The organism is Blautia luti, assembly GCF_013304735.1.
In the GTDB taxonomy this organism is placed as follows: Bacteria; Bacillota; Clostridia; order Lachnospirales; family Lachnospiraceae; genus Blautia_A.
Window position 1 is genome coordinate 1 of the sequence record NZ_JAAITI010000037.1, and the last position, 20,203, is coordinate 20,203.

General features: G+C 46.2%; 14 protein-coding genes and 1 pseudogene. 13 read left to right on the plus strand and 2 right to left on the minus strand.

Translation table 11 applies throughout. The features are described 5' to 3' along the window. Positions 1 to 244 precede the first annotated feature (244 nt). The 4 genes and pseudogenes from tig (at position 245) to G5B06_RS19655 (ending at position 7,308) form a co-directional block, all read left to right on the plus strand. Positions 245 to 1,558, plus strand: a complete 1,314-nt coding sequence (tig, locus tag G5B06_RS15190) for a trigger factor (RefSeq protein WP_173762221.1) — start codon at positions 245 to 247, stop codon at positions 1,556 to 1,558. Positions 1,559 to 1,800: 242 nt separating this feature from the next. Next, positions 1,801 to 3,153: a polysaccharide deacetylase family protein gene (locus G5B06_RS15195; RefSeq protein ID WP_244094579.1), complete on the plus strand. Its 1,353-nt coding sequence runs from the start codon at positions 1,801 to 1,803 to the stop codon at positions 3,151 to 3,153. Between the two features lie 228 nt (positions 3,154 to 3,381). Then, positions 3,382 to 5,268, plus strand: a complete 1,887-nt coding sequence (gene glgB / locus G5B06_RS15200; RefSeq protein WP_173772434.1) for a 1,4-alpha-glucan branching protein GlgB — start codon at positions 3,382 to 3,384, stop codon at positions 5,266 to 5,268. Positions 5,269 to 5,507: 239 nt separating this feature from the next. Continuing rightward, a pseudogene (locus G5B06_RS19655) lies at positions 5,508 to 7,308 on the plus strand (HAD-IC family P-type ATPase). Between the two features lie 179 nt (positions 7,309 to 7,487). Here G5B06_RS19655 and G5B06_RS15210 read toward each other — a convergent pair. Continuing rightward, positions 7,488 to 9,143 (minus strand): CapA family protein, encoded by a 1,656-nt coding sequence (locus G5B06_RS15210; RefSeq protein ID WP_243278923.1) that lies wholly within the window; start codon positions 9,141 to 9,143, stop codon positions 7,488 to 7,490. 686 nt (positions 9,144 to 9,829) lie between these two features. On the opposite strand from G5B06_RS15210, the gene G5B06_RS15215 reads away from it, so the two are divergent. Continuing rightward, positions 9,830 to 10,243 (plus strand): thioesterase family protein, encoded by a 414-nt coding sequence (locus tag G5B06_RS15215; RefSeq protein ID WP_330606739.1) that lies wholly within the window; start codon positions 9,830 to 9,832, stop codon positions 10,241 to 10,243. A gap of 5 nt (positions 10,244 to 10,248) precedes the next feature. Beyond that, positions 10,249 to 10,530: a hypothetical protein gene (locus tag G5B06_RS15220; RefSeq protein WP_021976992.1), complete on the plus strand. Its 282-nt coding sequence runs from the start codon at positions 10,249 to 10,251 to the stop codon at positions 10,528 to 10,530. Between the two features lie 50 nt (positions 10,531 to 10,580). On the opposite strand, the gene G5B06_RS15225 is transcribed toward G5B06_RS15220, so the two are convergent. Beyond that, positions 10,581 to 12,353, minus strand: a complete 1,773-nt coding sequence (locus G5B06_RS15225; protein ID WP_244094580.1) for a DUF885 domain-containing protein — start codon at positions 12,351 to 12,353, stop codon at positions 10,581 to 10,583. A 113-nt stretch (positions 12,354 to 12,466) separates the two neighbouring features. Between G5B06_RS15225 and trxB the strand changes: the two genes are divergently transcribed. The 7 genes from trxB (at position 12,467) to G5B06_RS15260 (ending at position 20,032) form a co-directional block, all read left to right on the plus strand. Then, positions 12,467 to 13,405, plus strand: a complete 939-nt coding sequence (trxB, locus tag G5B06_RS15230) for a thioredoxin-disulfide reductase (RefSeq protein ID WP_173772435.1) — start codon at positions 12,467 to 12,469, stop codon at positions 13,403 to 13,405. After that, positions 13,392 to 14,426, plus strand: coding sequence for a LacI family DNA-binding transcriptional regulator (locus tag G5B06_RS15235; RefSeq protein ID WP_173772436.1), 1,035 nt, complete (start codon positions 13,392 to 13,394; stop codon positions 14,424 to 14,426). Before trxB ends, G5B06_RS15235 begins: the two co-directional genes overlap by 14 nt. A gap of 244 nt (positions 14,427 to 14,670) precedes the next feature. Next, positions 14,671 to 15,648 carry a PTS mannose/fructose/sorbose transporter subunit IIAB gene (locus G5B06_RS15240; protein WP_173772437.1) on the plus strand — a complete coding sequence of 326 codons (978 nt, stop codon included), beginning with the start codon at positions 14,671 to 14,673 and terminating at the stop codon, positions 15,646 to 15,648. Between the two features lie 104 nt (positions 15,649 to 15,752). After that, on the plus strand, positions 15,753 to 16,568 hold the full coding sequence (locus G5B06_RS15245; RefSeq protein ID WP_173762226.1) for a PTS mannose/fructose/sorbose/N-acetylgalactosamine transporter subunit IIC: 816 nt from the start codon (positions 15,753 to 15,755) through the stop codon (positions 16,566 to 16,568). Next, the gene (locus G5B06_RS15250; RefSeq protein WP_021651182.1) at positions 16,565 to 17,395 is read left to right on the plus strand and encodes a PTS system mannose/fructose/sorbose family transporter subunit IID; all 831 of its coding nucleotides are present in this window, start codon (positions 16,565 to 16,567) and stop codon (positions 17,393 to 17,395) included. The genes G5B06_RS15245 and G5B06_RS15250 overlap by 4 nt, the downstream gene beginning before the upstream one ends. Before the next feature lie 95 nt (positions 17,396 to 17,490). After that, positions 17,491 to 19,170, plus strand: a complete 1,680-nt coding sequence (locus tag G5B06_RS15255; RefSeq protein ID WP_173772438.1) for a glycoside hydrolase family 13 protein — start codon at positions 17,491 to 17,493, stop codon at positions 19,168 to 19,170. 19 nt (positions 19,171 to 19,189) lie between these two features. Next, a complete protein-coding gene (locus G5B06_RS15260; RefSeq protein ID WP_173762228.1) occupies positions 19,190 to 20,032 on the plus strand; it encodes a Cof-type HAD-IIB family hydrolase in 843 nt (280 codons plus the stop codon). Positions 20,033 to 20,203: the final 171 nt, after the last annotated feature.

Genomic DNA, 20,203 nt, shown 5'->3' on the forward strand with positions numbered 1-20,203 from the left:
ATTTCCGACAGGGAAGAAGAAATCTGGATGGATATCGTATGTATTATAATCCGGATATGCTCAGTGATCTGTTTGATGTATCTGAAGTATGGGATTCTTCCAGGCCGACACCGGTTCCTGAAATGTAAAAAAGTAATTCAGATTTTACAGGAAAATATAAAAAAAGACTATAATAATCCACAGTTGAATATAGAGTTTGAATCGGAATGTAAATATCCGTTTTATTTGATGAAGGGAGTAAGATATGAAGAAAAAGACATATCTCGTTATTCTTGCACTGTGTGCGGCTATGGCAATGACAGCCTGCGGCACATCTGCAGGTCAGAAAGAAGAAACAAAATCCACAGCGGAATCACAGGATACAGCTGATGAAAAAGATTCCAAAGCAGCAGATTCCGCAGAATCAGATTCAGATAAAGAAAGTACAGGCACAGTTTCCGGAGATACAAGACTGGTATCTGTGGATGATGTCAGCAAATATGTGACAATCGGACAGTATAAGGGGCTGTCTCTTGATAAATCTGTAGAAGCGGTAACCGATGATATGGTTGACGGAAGAATTAAGGAAGAATTACAGAATAAGGCCGAGGAAGTAACCGAAGGAAGCGTCCAGAACGGTGACGTGGTTACGATCAATTATGTAGGAACCAAAGATGGTGTGGCATTTGATGGAGGAACAGCCAACAATTATGAACTGACCATTGGTTCCGGAACTTTTATTGACGGTTTTGAAGATGGAATTATCGGAATGAAAAAAGGCCAGACAAAAGATCTCGATCTTACATTCCCGGAAGAGTATTCATCTGAAGAGCTGGCAGGACAGGAAGTTGTATTCAAAGTTACCCTGCAGAGCTTCAAACGTGCACCGGAGCTTACCGATGACTGGGCAGCTAAGAATACAGACTGCAAAACCGCAGAAGAATACAGAAAAGAGATCCGCACCACACTGGAGGATGAGGCAAAAACAAGCGCACAGAATACACTCCGTGAGACTGCATGGAATACAGTACTTTCTGCTTCCGAAGTAAAAGAATATCCTCAGGATGATCTGGATACAGCAAAAACAGAATTTAAGACACTGTACGAAAATTACGCAAAACAGGGTGATATGACTCTGGAGGATTTTGTAAAAGCGCAGGGAATTTCCATGGATGATTTTGAGGAACAGAGCAGTCAGTATGCAGAATATAAGGTGAAACAGAACCTGATTGTGCAGGGAATTATGGATGCGGAGAATATGACACTTGAGGATGAAAAATCTCTCAGCATTCAGGATGAACTGATTAAGGCATATAATGTCAAAGATCTGGCAGCGCTGGTAGATAAATATGGACAGGCTGCAGTAGATGAATCCATCGGACTTCTCAGGGTAGAAGATTTTATACTGGATAATGCTACAGTGGAAGAAAAAGTTACTGCCGGTGATACCGAAGGCGTAAACGGAGACGATCCGTCAGAAGACGGAAGCAGCGCTGAGGGAACGGTTGATGAAGAACTGGAAGCAGCAGAAGCCACAGATATGGTTCCTGAAGAGGGAGAAACAGATTCAGCAGAGTAAAACAGAGAAATGCGATGCGGTTCCTGGAATTCTTTCCGGGAACCGCTTTTTTTACAGAAAGACCAGAGGCAAAAATTAAGAGATTCTTTCGGAAATTCCATTGTATTTGAATACCAAATGAGGTATGATAAAGTTTAGACATTAAAAAGTTATAAGTAATATAAATGGGGATATATAAAATGGACAAAAGAGTTTTGCGCGAAAGAATGCGTAGAAAGCAGCAGCAATTAAGACGGCGGAGGATGATGAAACGCATAACCTGTGTGGTGGCGGCAATTCTTCTGCTGATTTTTGTTGTTCGAGGGGTAATTCTTCCGATTGTCAATCATGCAGGCGGTGGAAGCAGTAAAGATGCAGAGACTGTAAATGTGCAGGCGAATACGGCAGGAACTTCCACGGATAACAGTACAGAAGATGCTTCCGCGTCGTCCGATTCCGGATCTTCAGATTCATCTGGAGACAGCAGTTCGGATAACAGCAGCACAGATGCTACGGTGATGCCTGTAAAGGGTTCAGCGGCTGCGGACAAGCTTTCGGTTATGACACCAGGATGGCATGAAGATTCCACAGGAAAGTGGTATCAGAATCCGGACGGTACATATTATATCAATGGTTTTGCGGAGATTGACGGAACTACATACAGTTTTGATGAGAATGGATATATGCAGACCGGATGGGTTGAGAAAGGCGTGAAGGATTATTACTTCAATGAGGATGGTTCCTACGACCCGACTCAGAAGCGTCCGATGATTGCCCTGACTTTTGATGACGGACCTGGAGAATATACAGAAACACTTCTTGACACAGTTGAGAAATATAACATTCATGTTACTTTCTTTATGCTGGGACAGAATGTTGAGGGACGTGAGTCCACCGTACAGAGAATGGTTCAGCTTGGCTGTGAGATTGGTAACCACACCTGGGATCATCCGTCACAGACTCTTCCGAATATGGATCTGGATTCTGTTGTACAGGAATTCCAGAAAACAGATGACGAGCTGGTGAAAGCCTGCGGACAGGCTGCAACCGTGTGCCGTGCACCGTATGGAGCAATCACAGAAGAACAGATGGCAGCAGTAGGCAAACCGTTTTTCATGTGGTCCACAGACTCCCTGGACTGGAAACTGATGGATGCGGATGCGGATTACAATGAGATCATGAACAGCGATCTGAGTGATGGTTCTATCATTCTGATGCATGATATCCATGAGCCATCTGTAAAATGTGCTACTGAGAAGTTGATTCCGGAACTGGTCAATGAAGGATATAAGCTGGTGACAGTCAGTGAACTTGCAGCAGCTAAAGATGTTACTTTACAGAGTGCTTCCTATTCTGACTTCTGGGACAGCTCCCTTCAGGCAGGACGTGTTGCAGGATATGCAGGAAATTCCAGTGATTCCGCAGATTCCTCCGATGGAAGCGAATCTTCTGACAGCACAGATGTCAGCGATGGCTCTTCCGATGGTTCTGATGTCAGTGACGGTTCCGATGATTCCTCTGACGGAAGTGATTATTCCGATGGTTCTTCCGATGATGGAAGCTATGATGACGGTTCCTATGACGATGGTTCCTACGATGATGGAAGTGAAGAATAATTAAGAAGATATTTGGTTAAATAACACCAGAGACCTGAGTGACAAAATGTGCGTCATTCAGGTCTCTTTTTTGACTTTATCTGACACTGTCGGATAATAGACACATATTAGCCGAAGAGGGTTTTTCCTTGACTGAAAATATAGGGATTGGTATAATTATAGAATAAAAAACTCCACTTAAAATTGGGGAATGGACGGTGGCAGAACTATAAAGGGAGGTACCTGAAAATGGGAAAGAAATTACAATTTACGGAGCTTGACCAGTATCTGTTCGGTCAGGGCACGAATTATGATATTTACAGGAAGCTGGGAGCACATCCGGACACGCAGAACCGGAAAAAAGGGGTTTATTTTGCAGTGTGGGCACCTAATGCACAGGCGGTTTCTGTTGTAGGTGAGTTCAATGAATGGGACACAGAGAAGAATCCCATGAAAAAAGTTGGACCCATTGGTGTTTATGAGACATTTGTACCGGGAGCGAAGATCGGACAGCTGTATAAATTTTACATTACAGGTGCACATGGTGAGGAGCTTTACAAGGCAGATCCATATGCCAATGCCGCTGAAATGCGTCCCGGAACAGCTTCTCGTATTACAGATATCACCAACTATAAATGGAAAGATGATACCTGGATGAAAAATCGTGAGAACTTTGATCCGGATACAAGCGCCATGTCGATCTATGAGGTACATCCGGGTTCCTGGATGAAGCATCCGCAGACAGCAGAGGATGAGGATGGTTTTTATTCTTACAGAGAACTGGCGCCGAAGCTTGCCCAGTATGTCAAAAAAATGGGATATACCCATGTGGAGCTTATGGGTATCGCAGAGCATCCTTTTGACGGCTCTTGGGGCTATCAGGTAACCGGCTATTATGCACCGACTTCCCGCTACGGAACACCGCAGGATTTCAAATATCTGGTTGATTATCTCCACCGTCAGAAGATCGGTATCATTCTTGACTGGGTACCGGCACATTTTCCGAAGGATGCACATGGACTGGCTAATTTTGACGGAACTGCTGTTTATGAGCATGCAGATCCGAGACAGGGTGAACATCCGGACTGGGGAACTAAGATCTACAATTACGGACGCCCGGAGGTGAAGAACTTCCTGATCGCAAACGCCCTTTACTGGGTAGAAGAATGCCACGTTGACGGTCTCCGTGTAGACGCGGTTGCATCCATGCTCTACCTGGATTACGGTAAAAAAGACGGTGAGTGGGTTGCCAATAAATACGGTGGAAACAAGAACCTGGAAGCCATTGAATTCTTCAAGCATCTGAATACGGTTGTTCTCGGAAGAAATCATGGAACTGTCATGATTGCGGAGGAATCTACCGCATGGCCGATGGTAACCGGCAAGGCAGAAGATGACGGCCTGGGATTCTCCCTGAAATGGAATATGGGATGGATGAACGATTTCCTGGAATATATGAAGCTGGATCCGTATTTCCGTAAATTTAATCATAATAAGATGACATTTTCCATGACTTATGCATACAGTGAGAAGTATGTTCTGGTTCTTTCCCACGATGAGGTAGTACATCTGAAGTGCTCCATGCTGGAAAAAATGCCAGGCGAACTGGATGATAAATTCAAGAACCTGAAGGCTGGCTATACCTTCATGTTCGGACATCCTGGTAAGAAACTTCTGTTTATGGGACAGGATTTTGGACAGCTCCGGGAGTGGAGTGAGGCCAGAGAGCTTGACTGGTATCTTCTTGGAGAGGAGAATCATCAGAAACTGCAGCAGTATGTCAGTGATCTTCTTCATATTTACAGGAAATATCCGGCACTTTATGGTGCGGACAATGATCCGTCTGCATTTGAGTGGATCAATGCCAACGATGGCGACAGAAGCATCTTTAGTTTTGTGAGAAAATCCCCCACAAGACGTAACAACATTCTGGTTGTATGCAACTTCACGCCGGTAGCACGTCCGGATTACCGTGTAGGTGTACCGAAGAAGAAACAGTACAAACTGATTATGAATGAGCAGGGACTTCTTCCGAAAGGCAAGGCATTCAAGGCAGAGAAGAAGAACTGCGACAACCGGGAATTTTCTTTTGCATATCCGCTGGAAGCTTATGGAGTCGGCGTATTTACATACTGATATTCCGGGTTGACAAATGTCTTTTTGGACAGTATAGTAAGCCATATAAAGGGGAGTAGCTGGCACGTCAGTGTTCATGATGTCGTCAATCTCGATGGGTGAATGCCTGTCCGTATCGTGATGAAACAGCGAGACTTTTATTGCATGTTTTTTGTGCAATAAAAGTCTCTTTTTTTACGATTCTGCCCATACTGTTAACAGGGATTCTGCTAAGGATCTGTAAAGGAGGAATGGTATCTGTGAAAGCTTATTACAATGAAACGGTAGAAACTGTACGCAGAGATCTGAATGGGGAACAGGATTTTCTGACGAATGAGGAAGTAAAAAGAAGGCAGGAAAAATTCGGATTCAATGAACTTGCGGAAGGTAAGAAAAAAAGTAGTCTGCAGATTTTTCTGGAACAGTATAAAGATTTTCTGGTGCTGATCCTGATTGTTTCGGCGGTGGGTTCCCTGTTCCTGGGTGAAACAGAGAGCGCGGCAGTGATCCTGCTGGTGATCACCATGAATGCGATCCTGGGAACTGTGCAGACCATTAAGGCAGAGAATTCCCTGGAAAGCCTGAAACAGCTGGCTGCACCGGAGGCAAAAGTGGTAAGGAACGGCAAAGTGGTGCAGATCCCGGGACGGGAGATCACAGTAGGAGATATCGTTCATCTGGAGGCGGGGGATTATATTCCGGCAGATGGACGTGTGCTGGAGAGTGCCAGCCTGAAAACAGATGAGAGCGCACTTACCGGAGAAAGCCTCGGGGTGGATAAGATCAGTGACCCGCTGGAAGGGAAACTGGCCCTGGGGGATCAGAAAAACATGGTATTTTCCGGAAGTTACGTAACTTATGGAAGAGGTGTTTTTCTTGTAACAGACATTGGAATGAACACGGAAGTTGGAAAGATCGCCAGCCTTTTGAAGAATACTTCGGAGAAAAAAACGCCGCTTCAGGTTAATCTGGATCAGTTTGGCAAAAAGCTTTCCATGATGATCCTTCTGCTGTGTGGAGCACTTTTTGTCCTGCAGGTACTGAAAGGCGGAAATGTGGCAGATGCATTCCTGTTTGCAGTGGCGCTGGCTGTAGCGGCGATCCCGGAGGCTTTAAGTTCCATTGTGACTATCGTGCTGGCTTTTGGTACCAGAAAAATGGCAAAGGAAGGTGCGATCATCCGGAAGCTCCAGTCTGTGGAAGGGCTTGGAAGCGTATCGGTGATCTGTTCGGACAAAACGGGAACACTGACGCAGAACCGTATGACTATTGAACACTACTATGTGGACGGACGTGATATCCCTGCAGATGAGATCGATCCGGAAGATCCCCTTCAGGGACAGATGCTCAGGTTCAGTATCCTGTGCAACGATTCCACCAATGTGGAAGGGCAGGAGATCGGAGATCCCACAGAAACGGCAATGATCAATCTCGGGGACAGAGGTTGCAAAAGATGCGGCATCTATGGTTCTGACGGATGATAATTTTGCCACGATCATCAAGGCAGTGGAGAGTGGACGAAATATTTATGAAAATATCAAAAAAGCTATACAGTTTCTTCTTTCCGGAAATTTTGCGGCAATTCTGGTAGTGATTGTGGCTTCTCTGATGAGCTTACCGGTTCCTTTTGCGCCGGTGCATCTGCTGTTTATCAATCTGCTTACGGATAGCCTTCCGGCCATTGCGCTGGGGCTGGAACCTTACCATCATGATGTGATGGGAGAAAAGCCCAGACCCGTAAAGGAATCCATTCTTACAAAAGATTTCCTGACCCGCATTGGAGTGGAAGGTGGTGTGATCGGTGCTGTGGTGCTGGCTGCATTTTTGATTGGATATCGGGATGGAAATAAAGTGCTGGCAGGTACTATGGCGTTTGCGGTGCTGTGCCTGTCAAGATTGCTTCACGGATATAATTGTAAGGCGAAAAAACCGGTGATTTTTACCGGAGAATTTTTTAATAACCATTTTATGCAGGGAGCGTTCCTGGCTGGATTTATACTTCTTACAGTGGTACTTACGGTTCCGGTGCTTCATGATTTTTTTTGTAGTGCAGACACTTAAAATGGGAGAGCTTCTGACCGTTTATGGATTGTCAGGATTAAGTATGCTGGTGATTCAGGGACTGAAACAGGTGGTGAAGTTCTGACAAAAAACAGAAAATAAAAAATACCGGGGATCGGAATGTCATTGGAAGATAAGACATTCCGATCTCCGGTGTTTTTATCTGGAATTAATACAACTTACTCTTCGCTGTCATAGTAGGAGTCATCATAAGAAGAATCGTCGTAAGAAGTATCATCGTAGGAACCATCGTCATAGCTGCTGTCATCATAAGAATCCGAGCCATCATCGGAGGTGTCATCCGAGGAGCTGTCTGTGCTGCCAGAATTATTGTCTGCAGAGTTGAAATTTTCGGAATTAATGTCAATTCCTTTGTCCGCATAATATTTTTCTGCTGTGATAGAATCGGTGTCTTCTACGATATTTCCGGATGCATCAATCATATTCAGATCAGTATCAATGGTTACATCCAGAAGATTGGTTCCTGTGGATGGGGTAACATTCATGGACATGATTTCATTGAATTTCTTTTTCAGGTTGTCGAGAGTGAATACACCGGAACCAATGTATTTCTGGACACCATTTTGAGATGCCAGTTCCTCCGTGTAGTCAGAAAGCATGTATGGCCCAAATTCTCCGGCATCGCTGTTGTAATGCATAACCAGAGGTTCTACAGTTGGTGTCAGGATCTCGATGGAAGTTTTGCCATCTTTTACCGTTTTCTGGATAGTGAATTTTGCCATTCCGCCAAGGAGCTCTTCCAGTTTCTGCTGGGTGGATACGAAATTTCCCAGAGAGTAGAAAACGACAGCTTCATTGCCATTATCATCGGTAAGGCGGCCGTATGGCTGAAGTACATGTGGGTGACCGCCGATGATGACATTTACACCCTGTTCCATGAGATAGGCTGCCCATTGTTTTTCGTATTCGTTTGGCATGGTTTCGTCTTCGGTGCCCCAGTGTGCTACGAAGATGATGCAGTCGGCCTGCTGTTTGGCTTTCTGGATCATGGTTGTGATCTTGTCCTTGCGGATCATGTCGATCATGTAGTCTTTTCCTTCGATTCCGCCTACGTTTGTGCCGTAGGTGTAATCCAGAAATGCGATTTTGATACCGTTTACTTCGCGGATTTTTACGGTGTCAGCATCTTCCTGGGAGTCATGGATTCCGAGAAGTGTGACATCTGGATAATTGGTTTTCCAGAAGTTCAGTGTGTCGGTGAGGAAGCCTTCGCCGAAGTCATCAATGTGGTTGTTGGCGGATTCTACTACGTTGAATCCGGCCTTTACGATGGCGTCGCCTACTTCGGTCGGGGTTGCGAAGGAGGGGTAGGAGCTTACGCTGTCGTGGTCGGTTGTGAAGACGGTTTCCTGGTCGATCATTTTGATGTCTGCGTCTTTGATGGCGTCCTGGATGTGGGTGTAGATTTTGTCGTAGTTCCAGTTGCCGTCCGAGGATGCGCCTGCGTCTATGAGGCTCTGGTGGTAGAGGTTGTCGCCGACTGCGATAACGGAGGCTGTGGTGATTTCTCCGGTAGTGGCAGCTGCTTCTTGTTTTTCTTTTATTGCAGCTGCTTTTTTCTGGGCATCAATGGCTGGTTTGCGGATAAGGCGGTAGTCCAGCTGATTGAAGAAAAGTACCAGGATGGCAAGGACAACGATGGATGCCAGAAGGCTTATGCGGGCGTTGCTGCGTTCGCGGAAGTTTAACGGGATGTTGTCCTTGGGGTTGCGTTTGATGGGACGCCTGGGCTCTTGCAGCGGGGTAGGGGTGGATTCTCTTTTGAGGACTCGTTTGAGGGAGTCGGGGATTTTGATGTTGGGTGAGAATTTCATTTATGGTTTACCTTGTCTTTCTTTGATTTTTTTGAATGTAGTTGTTTTGTGAATGTTCGTTTTATTATTGCGTGGTTGTATTATAGCAGATTTTTTTTTTCGTGGGAAGAGGGTGGTGGGAGGGAACGTACGCCCGTGTTGGGGTTGCTGTCTGGTTTGTGGTTTTGTTGGACGGACGCTGGCAAGGCGTGTGCTGTCCGGCGCCGGGGCTTCGTCGGGGGCTGGCTTCTAAGCCGCTGAAAATCTGCTAAAACCGCTTCAAAAATTCCCGAACTCGCTTCGCTCAAACAGCGAGAATTTTTGAAGCAACGCAGATTTCCACCGACTAAGAATCAGCACCCCTCCTGCAGAGTCGTCGCCAGACAGCACACGCCTTGCCAGCTGGTGTTTCAAGCCGGGAAGTGCTGATGGCTGCCCGGGCAGTGAGGTTCAGAGTGTGAGGGTAGAGTGGCGGGGTGGGAGTTCGGTTTAGAATGTGAGGTTGAGTGGTTTCTCGGGAGTTGGATGAGCCGTCAGCGCTGCGCTGGACGGCGTGGAGGAAAGGCTGAGTTTCCTTGTGGTTTAACGGTAGGGGATGAGCCGAGGCGCTTCGCTGTCGGTTTGAAATGAAGTGGGAAGGGTGAGGTGTTGTTGCCTGGTGTGGGGGTGTGGTGTATACTGTAGGAAAAATGGAAGGGAGTGTTTTTGTGGGTGTTTACAGGCGTAAGGCGCAGTATCATGAGACGGATCAGATGGGGATTATCCATCATTCCAATTATGTGAAATGGATGGAAGAGGCCCGGATCGATTTTATGAAGGAGATGGGTTTTGGTTATGGCGAGGTGGAGAATCGGGGGATCGTTTCTCCGGTTGCGGGGGTTTCGGTTTCTTATAAGAAGCCGGTGCTTTTTGATGATGTGGTGGAGATTTCGGTTTCAGTGAGGAAGTATAGTGGTGCGGTTCTGGAACTGGATTATGAGTTTTTTAATGTGACCAGGGGCGAGGTCTGTACTGTGGCTTCTTCGAAGAATTGTTTTACCAGGGATGGGAAGCTGGTTTCTCTGAAGAGGGAGATTCCGGAACTGGATGTTCTGTTTAGAGATTGTGCGAAGGGAGAGTAAGTTGGATGGAAGTTGTGGAGATGCTTGATAATCTGAAGGAAAAGGCCCGCAGGGACCCGGCGCTTCGGGAGGTTTTGCTGGCTACCCGTAAGGAGAAGGAGCCGCTGGCTGCCTTCTGTAAAAAGTGCCGGGAGCTTGGGGTTCCAGTTTATGAGATGGATCTGATTGCGGCGGGGGAAGAGTTTTATGCGGCTATGAAGCGGAGCACCAATGGTGGCGGGGAGAATTCTCCGATGCTTGAGGGTGAGGATGATTTTTATGAGCTGTTTTTTGCGGGGCTGGAGTAAAGAGGTCAAGCGGATATTCGCAATTGAAGCAGGGGACTTACTTGATTTGGTTAAAATTCCGCGTCAATATACTTCTCCAGCACTGGGTACTGTACACCACCGATTTTCAGCACCTGGCTGTGGAATTTTTTGAGGTCAAAATCCTGGCCCAGGCGGTTCTGTTCGGAGGTGCGTAGGTCCAGTATGCTTAAGTAGCCCCAGTAGTATTTCAGATAATTCCCGGGGGTTTCCAGGATGTACTGATAGATTTCGGAGACAACGGTGCTTTCTTCGATGCCAAAGGCTTTCAGGAAGCTGGCTGCTTCGGCCTGGGTCCAGCCGTTGTAGTGGATCTCAATATCCAGAAGTGAGTACATACATAAGTTGATGCTGCGGTTCAGCCAGGAGATCCTGGCAAGTTCTGTGGCAGAAGGATCCTTTATATAACCGGCTGCGTACTGGTAGGCAAAGGGCTCAATATAAGTGGCCCATCCTTCCGCAAAACCGGAGGTGCAGAGCAGATTCCGGATGCCGGAGGGATTCTGGCGCTCAAAAGTGACAGTCTGGTAAAGATGTCCCGGGAATCCTTCATGTGCCAGTGTGGTAAAAAGTTCCAGACCCTGATAACTGGCAGCCGGATTTATATAGATCACATTAGGCGTTCCGGTATCCATGGGCGGGGTGAGATAAAAGGCGGGACTTAAGTAATCTTTCATGGAATCGTGGACTGTGCGGAGTTCAAAAGTGACATCTGCAAGGGCTGGAAAATCTGCCTGGATCTTCTGCTGAAGGGCGTTCAGCATCTGGGCGGGTTTCATTTCTTTGAAAGTGATTCCCTGGTTGAGTGTAGCCAGAAGTTCCGGGTTTTTGCGGAGCATGGTTCCTGCAATACCGATCTCACTGGAAAGCTGTCTGGAGAGGCGTTTTTCCATTTGTTTCACAGGAACGTAAGATCCGGTCTGGCTCTGGAGAAGATAGAGATAGTAGACTTTTCCTCCCTTAAAATAAGTCAGGCCACGATTGTTTTTCCCTGTGCCACGCAAAGCTTCCAGTCCGGTCATAAGTTCCTGATAGGCGGGAATGACTTCTGTTTTCATGAGACTTTTGTGGGTCAGGATCAGAGCGTTCTGTTCTGAAACGGAAAGTTTTCCATAATCCGAGAGCTTTTTCTGAAAAATATCCAGCATATAATTGTTGTCCGGATTCTGGATAAAAGCGCTGCATTGTGCCAGAACCCGGTCCAGAGTAGTGTCGCTCATAAAGAAACCAGCTTCGGATTTCTTTTTCTCAAATTTCAGGATACTCTGAAAGTAAGGCCGGATGGTGGTGAGAAGGTTGAGATAATCGGTGATATCCTGAGCTTCATAAAAAGCGTATTCCGCCAGAAGTACCGGAAGCTGGGCCTGAATACCAAGACTTGGCCCAAGTGGTTCCTGGAGAAGATAATTGTCGCCCAGAGATTTTTCCGTATGATAATAGAGGAGCATGGAATCCAGAGTCAGCTGGTTTTCCGTGGAAAGGCGGCTGTAGCGAAAGGATTTCAGCTTTTCTTCGTACTGGCTGCAGATCTGATATGTATTTTTCATGTCGGTGGGGACGGTGCCAAGAGAGGCTTTTTTTCGTGGGATGCCCTGTTTTTCCGGATGTGCCAGGGAATAGTGAAGAGTAAGTGTGCTGCCGGAGACTTCATTTTGAAAAACTTTTCTGGAAAAGGCTTCAAATTTTCCATTTTCCGTGATCCCATGGGCGGAAAAATAGCCGGCAGTGAGGCCTGCAAACAGCGTCAGGACAAGCAGCAAAGTGATAAAAAGAGGAGATTTTTTTCCCCGGATCTTAAAAGACATAGGAGATCCTTTCAGCAGGATGCTTTGTTCTATCATATTGGAAAATTACGGAATCTATGATATTATGTGAACGGAAATACAGAAAAAAAGCCGATAAATTATGGAGAAATAACATGAGCGATATCTATGATCTTGCAATTTTAGGCGGAGGTCCGGCAGGGATCACGGCAGCGATCTATGCGTCCAGGGCCAGATTAAATACTATATGGATCGACAAAAATTTCGCACCGGGCGGCCAGATCACAGCTACCTATGAGGTGGATAATTATCCGGGAATGCCGGGAATCTCAGGCATGGATCTGGGGGAAGCGTTCGGGGAGCATGCACGGAAACTGGGACTGGAACCGCAGCGCGAGAAGATTCTTTCCCTGGAAAATATTTCCGGGGAGGTCAAGACGATCCGTACAAAAAAACACGAATACCAGGCAAAAACGCTGATCCTTGCATTTGGGGCAGAGCACCGGAAGCTGGATATTCCGGGAGAAGATGATCTTGGCGGCCTTGGAGTTTCCTACTGCGCTACCTGTGACGGAGCTTTTTATAAGGACAGAACTGCAGTGGTAGTGGGCGGCGGAAACGTGGCAGCAGAGGATGCGGTTTTTCTTTCCGGTCTCTGTGAAAAAGTATATCTTGTCCATCGCCGTGATGCGCTTCGGGCGGATAAGGCCATTCAGGAGAAGGTTTTTGCCTGCGAAAATATAGAAATGGTGTGGGACAGTGTTCCACTTGAGATTTTGGGCCAGGAAGAAGTGACAGGTCTTAAGATCCGCAATGTGAAAACAGAGGAAGAACGGGAACTGAAAGCAGACGGCGTTTTTATCGCAGTAGGCATTGTTCCCAGCACGGCACTTGTAAAAGACCAGCTTAAGCTGGATGAAAACGGATATATTTGTGCAGGAGAAGATGGTGTTACCAGCGCACCTGGGGTTTTTGCAGCGGGGGATATTCGTACCAAGGCACTTCGCCAGATAGTAACTGCTGTTTCAGACGGAGCCAATGCAGTGGCTTCCGCACAGAAATATCTCTGGAGGACAGACAATGGCAACCATTAAGGAAATCGCGCAGAGAGCAGGTGTAAGCACAACAACTGTTTCCAACGTCATACATGGAAAAACAAAAAAAGTATCTCCTGCAAACATTGAGAAGATCGAGAATCTTATCCGGGAAATGGGATATGTCCAGAAAATGGGACTGAGAGTTCTCAATAAGGAGAAATCTCAGCTGATCGCAGTTGTGATCAATTATCATAAAGACTTCAAGGATTCTGTTATCGGAGATCCTTTTTACGGAAAGATCATCGGTTTTATTGAGAAATACGTGCAGGAACTTGGCTACTATCTGATGCTCTATTCTGCAAAAGATACGGACAAGATCTTTCAGATGGTCATGGGCTGGGATGTGGACGGCGTCATTGCCATCTCTTTCAGCAAAAGTAACTGCGAAAAAATCTATCAGCTGATCAACAAGCCCATCGTTTCCATTGATGCCTACGGCGAGCTTGACGCAGGCCAGGAAAACCATGTCCTGAATATTGGACTGGACGACGAGAGCGGCGGTTACCTTATGACAAAATATCTCCTGGAATGCGGTTATGAGCATATCCAGGTCTGTGCAGGCCGTGACAATGGTGTGGATCATTTCCGTTACATGGGTGCCCAGCGTGCAGCGAAAGAATTTGCAGGGAAAAAGCAGAAGGTGCAGTTTACCGCTCTTGGAATGAACTACGCCAAACGAAAAGAAAGCTATGCGTGGCTGATCCAGCGGAAAAAACCGAAGACTGCCCTGTTTTTCCTGTCAGATCTTTATGCGCTGGAGGCGATCAGCTTTTTCAGCAGCCGTGGAGTGAAAATCCCGGAGGAGATTGGAATCGCAGGATACGATAATATCAGCTATGCGGAATTTTCCGTGCCAAGGCTGACCACGATCAGCCAGAATGTGGAGCAGAAAGCTTCCCTTGCGGTGGAGATCCTGATGGAGCGGATCAACGGTGTGGAGAAAGAGCGGGAGAATGAGATCGAGCTTCCGGTTACACTGATACCGCGGAAGTCGTTACAGCCGCAGGATGAGAATTAAACAGAATAAAAATGTCAAAAGCCGAAATATACGGGAACTGTCAGTATCTGACAGCCAGAGTATTTTCGGCTTTTTTTGGTAAAATTATCTATGTGAAACCTGCACAAAACCATAATTTCGAACTTGTCACAATAATAGGTTATGTACATAACCTATTTACACAACCTATCTTTGATGTTATAGTGTGAACATAAAGGTTAGGTACATAACCAAAGGGAAAGAGTACAGAAGGAGTGAATACCAGATGAAACAGATTCTGATCGCCACACATGGAAAAATGGCCTCCGGTATCCGTTACACAGCAGAACTGATCGTTGGAAAAATGGCCGAGATCACAACCATCGACGCTTACGTAACACCGGAAGACAATGTGGAGAAAAAGTTTGAAGAATATTTCGCACAGCATGAAAACGACAGGATTTTCGTTTTCACAGACCTGATGGGAGGAAGCGTAAACCAGAAACTTCTGGGATACAGCCAGAAAGAAAATGTTACGCTGATCACAGGAACCAACCTTCCTGTCCTGATGCAGGTGATGATGGCAGATGACGATGTAACAGAGGAAGAGATCCAGGAGTTCATCGATGACGCAAGGGAAGAACTTCAGGTGGTAGATCTGGGCGGGGAGAAAAAATCTCCGGCAAAAGAAAATGCTGCACCAGCTGCAGAGAAATCCGCACCGAAAAAAGCACCGGCCCCGCAGTCCTACGACAATTCCACAGCAAAGATCACCGCACTTCGTGTAGATGACCGTCTGATTCACGGACAGGTTGCCATGACCTGGACCAAGCAGCTGGCAGTACAGGGAATCGTGGTAGCCAATGATGAGGCAGCCAACGACAATACCCAGAAAATGGCGCTGAAAATGGCAGTACCTGGCGGAATTAAATCCCTGATCAAACCGGTGGACGAAGCCATCCGTATCTTAAATAACCCGAAAGCATCCAAGATGCGTATCCTGGTTCTCACAAGAACCGTAAAAGATGCATTGAAAGTAAGACAGAGCGTTGGCGAGATCGGATTCCTCAATGTAGGAAATACCGGACGTTTCGATGGAATCGATGTTTCCGAGAAACTTGTCCTGACACCGACCATCATGCTGACAAAAACAGAGCAGCAGGCGCTGAAAGACCTGGTTGCCCTTGACCCGAAGACCTGTATGCAGCAGGTACCGAATGATGAGCAGAAACTTGTGAAGGATGTGCTTGATAAATTAAACTGATGCATATAAAAAAGAATAAACGTAATAGTTATCGGAATGCAGATCGTGGAATGTGAATATCCACGGAATAAGTAAAACGTAACAAAAAAGGGAGGAAAGAAAAAATGTTAAACGCATTTCTTGTAGCACTTGCCGTATTCATCTGTGTCGGCGGTGCAGAGCTGATCGGATTTACCATGCTGAACCGTCCGATCGTCATCGGACCGCTGGTAGGTCTGTTCCTTGGAGATCTTCACACAGGAGTGATCATCGGAGCTTCACTGGAAGCCGTATTCATGGGAGTTGTAAATATCGGCGGTGCTTCCGCGGCAGAACCCGGAATCGCCACAGCCGTAGGAACTGCTTTTGCCATCATGCTTGGCAAAGGTTCTGAGGTAGCTCTTACACTGGCACTTCCAATTGGTATCCTTGGTCTTCAGATCAAGACCGTTCTCTACATCTTTATTGTAGGTATGTTTGCAAAAACCTTCGACCGTCTGGCAGCAGAGGGCAAGGAGAAACAGATCGTCGCCCTTCATTACGGACTCTGGGCTGTAAACTGGTTTTTGTATTCCCTGTTCGCATTCTTCGGAATCCTGTTTGGATCTGACGCAGTCAGCGCACTTTTGGATGCGATCCCGGATGTTGTTATGAATGGCCTGACCGTCTGCGGCGGACTTCTTCCGGCAGTAGGTATGGCGATGCTGATGAAAATGCTCTGGGACAACAAGATCTGCATGTTCTACTTCCTGGGATTTGTCCTTGCAGCATACTTAAACCTTCCGCTGATCGCCCTTGCCGTGATCGGTGTGATCATTGCCATTTCCATTGGTATGAACGATTACAAGCTGAACCAGCTTGCAGCACAGAGAGTAGCAGTTTCACCGGCCGGTGGTTCTGACGAATATCTTGACGAAGAAGAGGAGGAATTTTTCTCATGAGTAATTTAACGAAATCCATTCCTGCAGATGAAAGAAAAATGCTGAGAAAAGCGTTCTGGCGTTCCTTTACTCTGTATGCGGCAGTAAGCCCGGCAAAACAGGGAGCTTCCGGTTTCTGCTATTCCCTGATGCCGTTTATCAACAAATTTTACAAAAACGATGAGGAAGGCAAAAAAGCTGCCCTCACAAGAAGTATGTCCTACTTCAATACAACCATCACCTTATCTACATTCATCATGGGTCTTGTGGCATCCATGGAGAAGAAAAACAGCGAGCAGAAAGATTTTGACGCAAGTTCCATCAACGCGGTGAAATCTTCCCTGATGGGACCTCTGGCAGGTATTGGTGATTCCATTTTCTGGGGCGTTCTCCGTGTAATCGCAGCCGGAATCGCAGTAGGACTTGGTGCATCCGGAAACGTTCTGGCACCGATCGTGTTCCTGCTTCTTTTCAACATTCCGTCTATTCTTGTGAAATATTACGGAACATTCCTGGGATACAAACTTGGTTCCGAATACATCCAGAAGGTTTATGCAAGCGGTCTTATGAACATCCTGACAAAGGCTGCCAGCATTGTAGGTCTGATCATGGTCGGCGGTATGACTGCCAGCATGGTAACCTTTAACTCCACTTATGAACTCACGATGAAAGGTGAATCTGTTCTGAACCTCCAGAACATGCTGGATCAGATCTTTATCGGCATTGTTCCCCTTGGACTGACACTTCTGTGTTACTACCTGCTGAAAAAGAAAAATATCAGCATCACAGTTCTGATCATTGGTGTTATCATCCTGAGCATCCTTCTCTCTCTTCTCGGAATTGCATAAGCCTTAAAGATAAGGATAAAATCAGAACTGCAAAAAGGCGGGCCCGATCGGTCCGCCTATAAAAAAGCCAAAAATAACGAAGGAGACACAGAAAAATGAAAGATTGGTGGAAAAATTCCGTTGTATATCAGATTTATCCAAGAAGCTTTAAGGACTCCAACGGAGACGGCTTCGGTGATCTTCAGGGTATTATTGAAAAACTTCCCTACCTTCAGAACCTTGGAATCGACGTGATTTGGCTCAGCCCTGTTTTTGACTCCCCACAGGACGACAACGGTTACGATATCAGTGATTACCGGAAAATTTATGCAGGTTTCGGAAGCAACGAGGACATGGATGAGCTGATCAAAAAAGCTCACGAACATGGCATCAAGATCGTTCTGGACCTTGTTGTCAACCACACTTCCGATGAGCATGCATGGTTCGTGGAAAGCCGGAAATCAAAAGACAACAAATACAGTGATTATTACATCTGGAAAGACCCGAAAGCAGATGGCAGTGAGCCAAACAACTGGGGTTCCAGTTTCTGCGGAAGTGCCTGGGAATATGACGAAGAGCGTGGCCAGTATTACCTTCATTTCTACAGCAAAAAACAGCCGGACCTCAACTGGGAAAATGAAACTGTCCGTAAGGAAATCTATGATCTGATGAAATTCTGGATGGATAAAGGAGCTGACGGATGGCGAATGGACGTGATCGCATCCATCTCCAAAGACCAGTCCTTCCCGGATTACCCGAAGACCGATGACCGTAAGTATTACACAGGAAAATATCACAGCAACGGACCGAGACTTCATGAGTTTATCCATGAGATGAACCAGGAAGTACTTTCCAAATATGACTGTATGACGGTTGGCGAGGCACCAGGTTCCACACCGGAAGTTGCAAGACTTTTCACAGATCCGACGAGGGAAGAGCTGAACATGATCTTCACATTCGAGCATATGAACATTGACCGCATTCTCGGTTCTGTAAACCGCAAGTGGGCGTTGAAACCTTTTGATCTCCGCGAGCTGAAACGTGTTATGACCGATTGGCAGAACAAGCTTTATGGTAAAGGCTGGAATGCTCTGTACTTCGAAAACCATGACCAGCCACGTGTGATCTCCAGATGGGGAAATGACACCACTTACCGTGAGGAATGTGCAAAAGCTTATGCTACTGTTCTCCACGGCATGCAGGGAACTCCTTATGTATATCAGGGCGAGGAAATCGGTATGACAAATGTACAGTTCCCGCTGGATGAGTACGAGGATATCGAGGTACGTAATGCGTACCAGGATCTTGTTATTAAGAACAAAACCATCTCTGAAGATGATTTCCGCAAGGCTGTATGGAACAAGAGCCGTGACAATGCCAGAGTTCCGATGCAGTGGGATGACAGTGAGAACGCAGGCTTTACAACCGGCAGGCCATGGTTCCGTATTTCCGACCGTTATCAGGAGATCAATGTAAAAAAAGCTCTGGAAAAAAATGACTCCGTGTTTTATTATTATAAAGATCTGATCCGGCTGCGTCATGAGGAGGAGCTTCTCACAGAAGGCAATTATCAGCTTCTTCTTCCGGAAGACGAGAAGATCTTTGCATACCTGAGAACTTCCGACAAAGAGCAGTGGATCGTGGTTGCAAACCTTTCTGAGGATACAGTAAGTACAGAAAGCCTTGCAGGATATGTGTCCGATAAAGCGGATATCAAAATCGTAAACTATAAAGACAGAACAGGAATCAAAGAGGATTTAAGACCATACGAGGCGTTTATGATGAGGATCCGGTAATTCCTGTACGGGAGGATTTATGGAGAAATACATCATTGCAGTAGATATGGACGGAACGCTTCTGAACAGTGTCAATAAGATTTCCGAGAGAACAAGAAATGTTTTGCAGAGGCTGATCGATGACGGACACTATGTAGTGCCGGCAACAGGAAGGACCAGAGAACTGATCCCCCAGGAATTTTCCGTGCTTGAGGGAGTGAAATGGGGAATCGTGGAAAACGGCTGCGTTGTCTGGGACTACGATAAAAATGAGATGATCTGGCGGAAAACCATGCCAGAAGGAATGGTGAGCAAAATCCTGAAAGACGTGGAGAACAGTGGCGTAAAGGGCTGGATCGCAGAGGCATATGCAAACGGAATCGCCTATTCTGATGCAGATGCCAGGGATTATGTGGTATCTGTAGCGGATAAAGCTCTGCTGGAAAAAACTTTTGTAGATTATTTTCTCAGCAGACATGTATATGTTAAGGATTTTTATCATCAGAAAGATATTCTGGATCAGGCAGAGAAGATCAATATTTATTTTGATGATATGGAGACCAGCAGGGCACTTCGTGAGAAATGGAAGGATCTGGATGATGTGGCAGTGACTACTTCCATCAGCGGCAATGCGGAATTTAATGCAGCAGGCGTGGACAAGGGTGTGGGTCTTGCTATGCTTCGCACAAAGCTTGGTATTGACCGGATGCATGTGATCGCTTTCGGAGACAATGAGAATGATCTGGAAATGCTGGAGGGTGCAGGTATTGGTGTTGCTATGGGCAATTCCAAACAGTATGTAAAGAATGCAGCTAATGAGGTGACCGGAGATAACGATCATGATGGTGTGGCGGAATTTCTGGAGAGGTTTTTCGGGCTGTAAGCTGTGGTTGATCGTGATCGTTGATATAAGGGACAGGGAAATGTATTTTTCTCTGTCTTTTTTTATTTGCATTTTTGGTGATATAAGGTATGATAAACGAAGAGGATGAGGGGATTGCTGGTTTTGACCGGTAGTTACCGGTGAAAATTATTTGAGGAGATCAGGAGGATA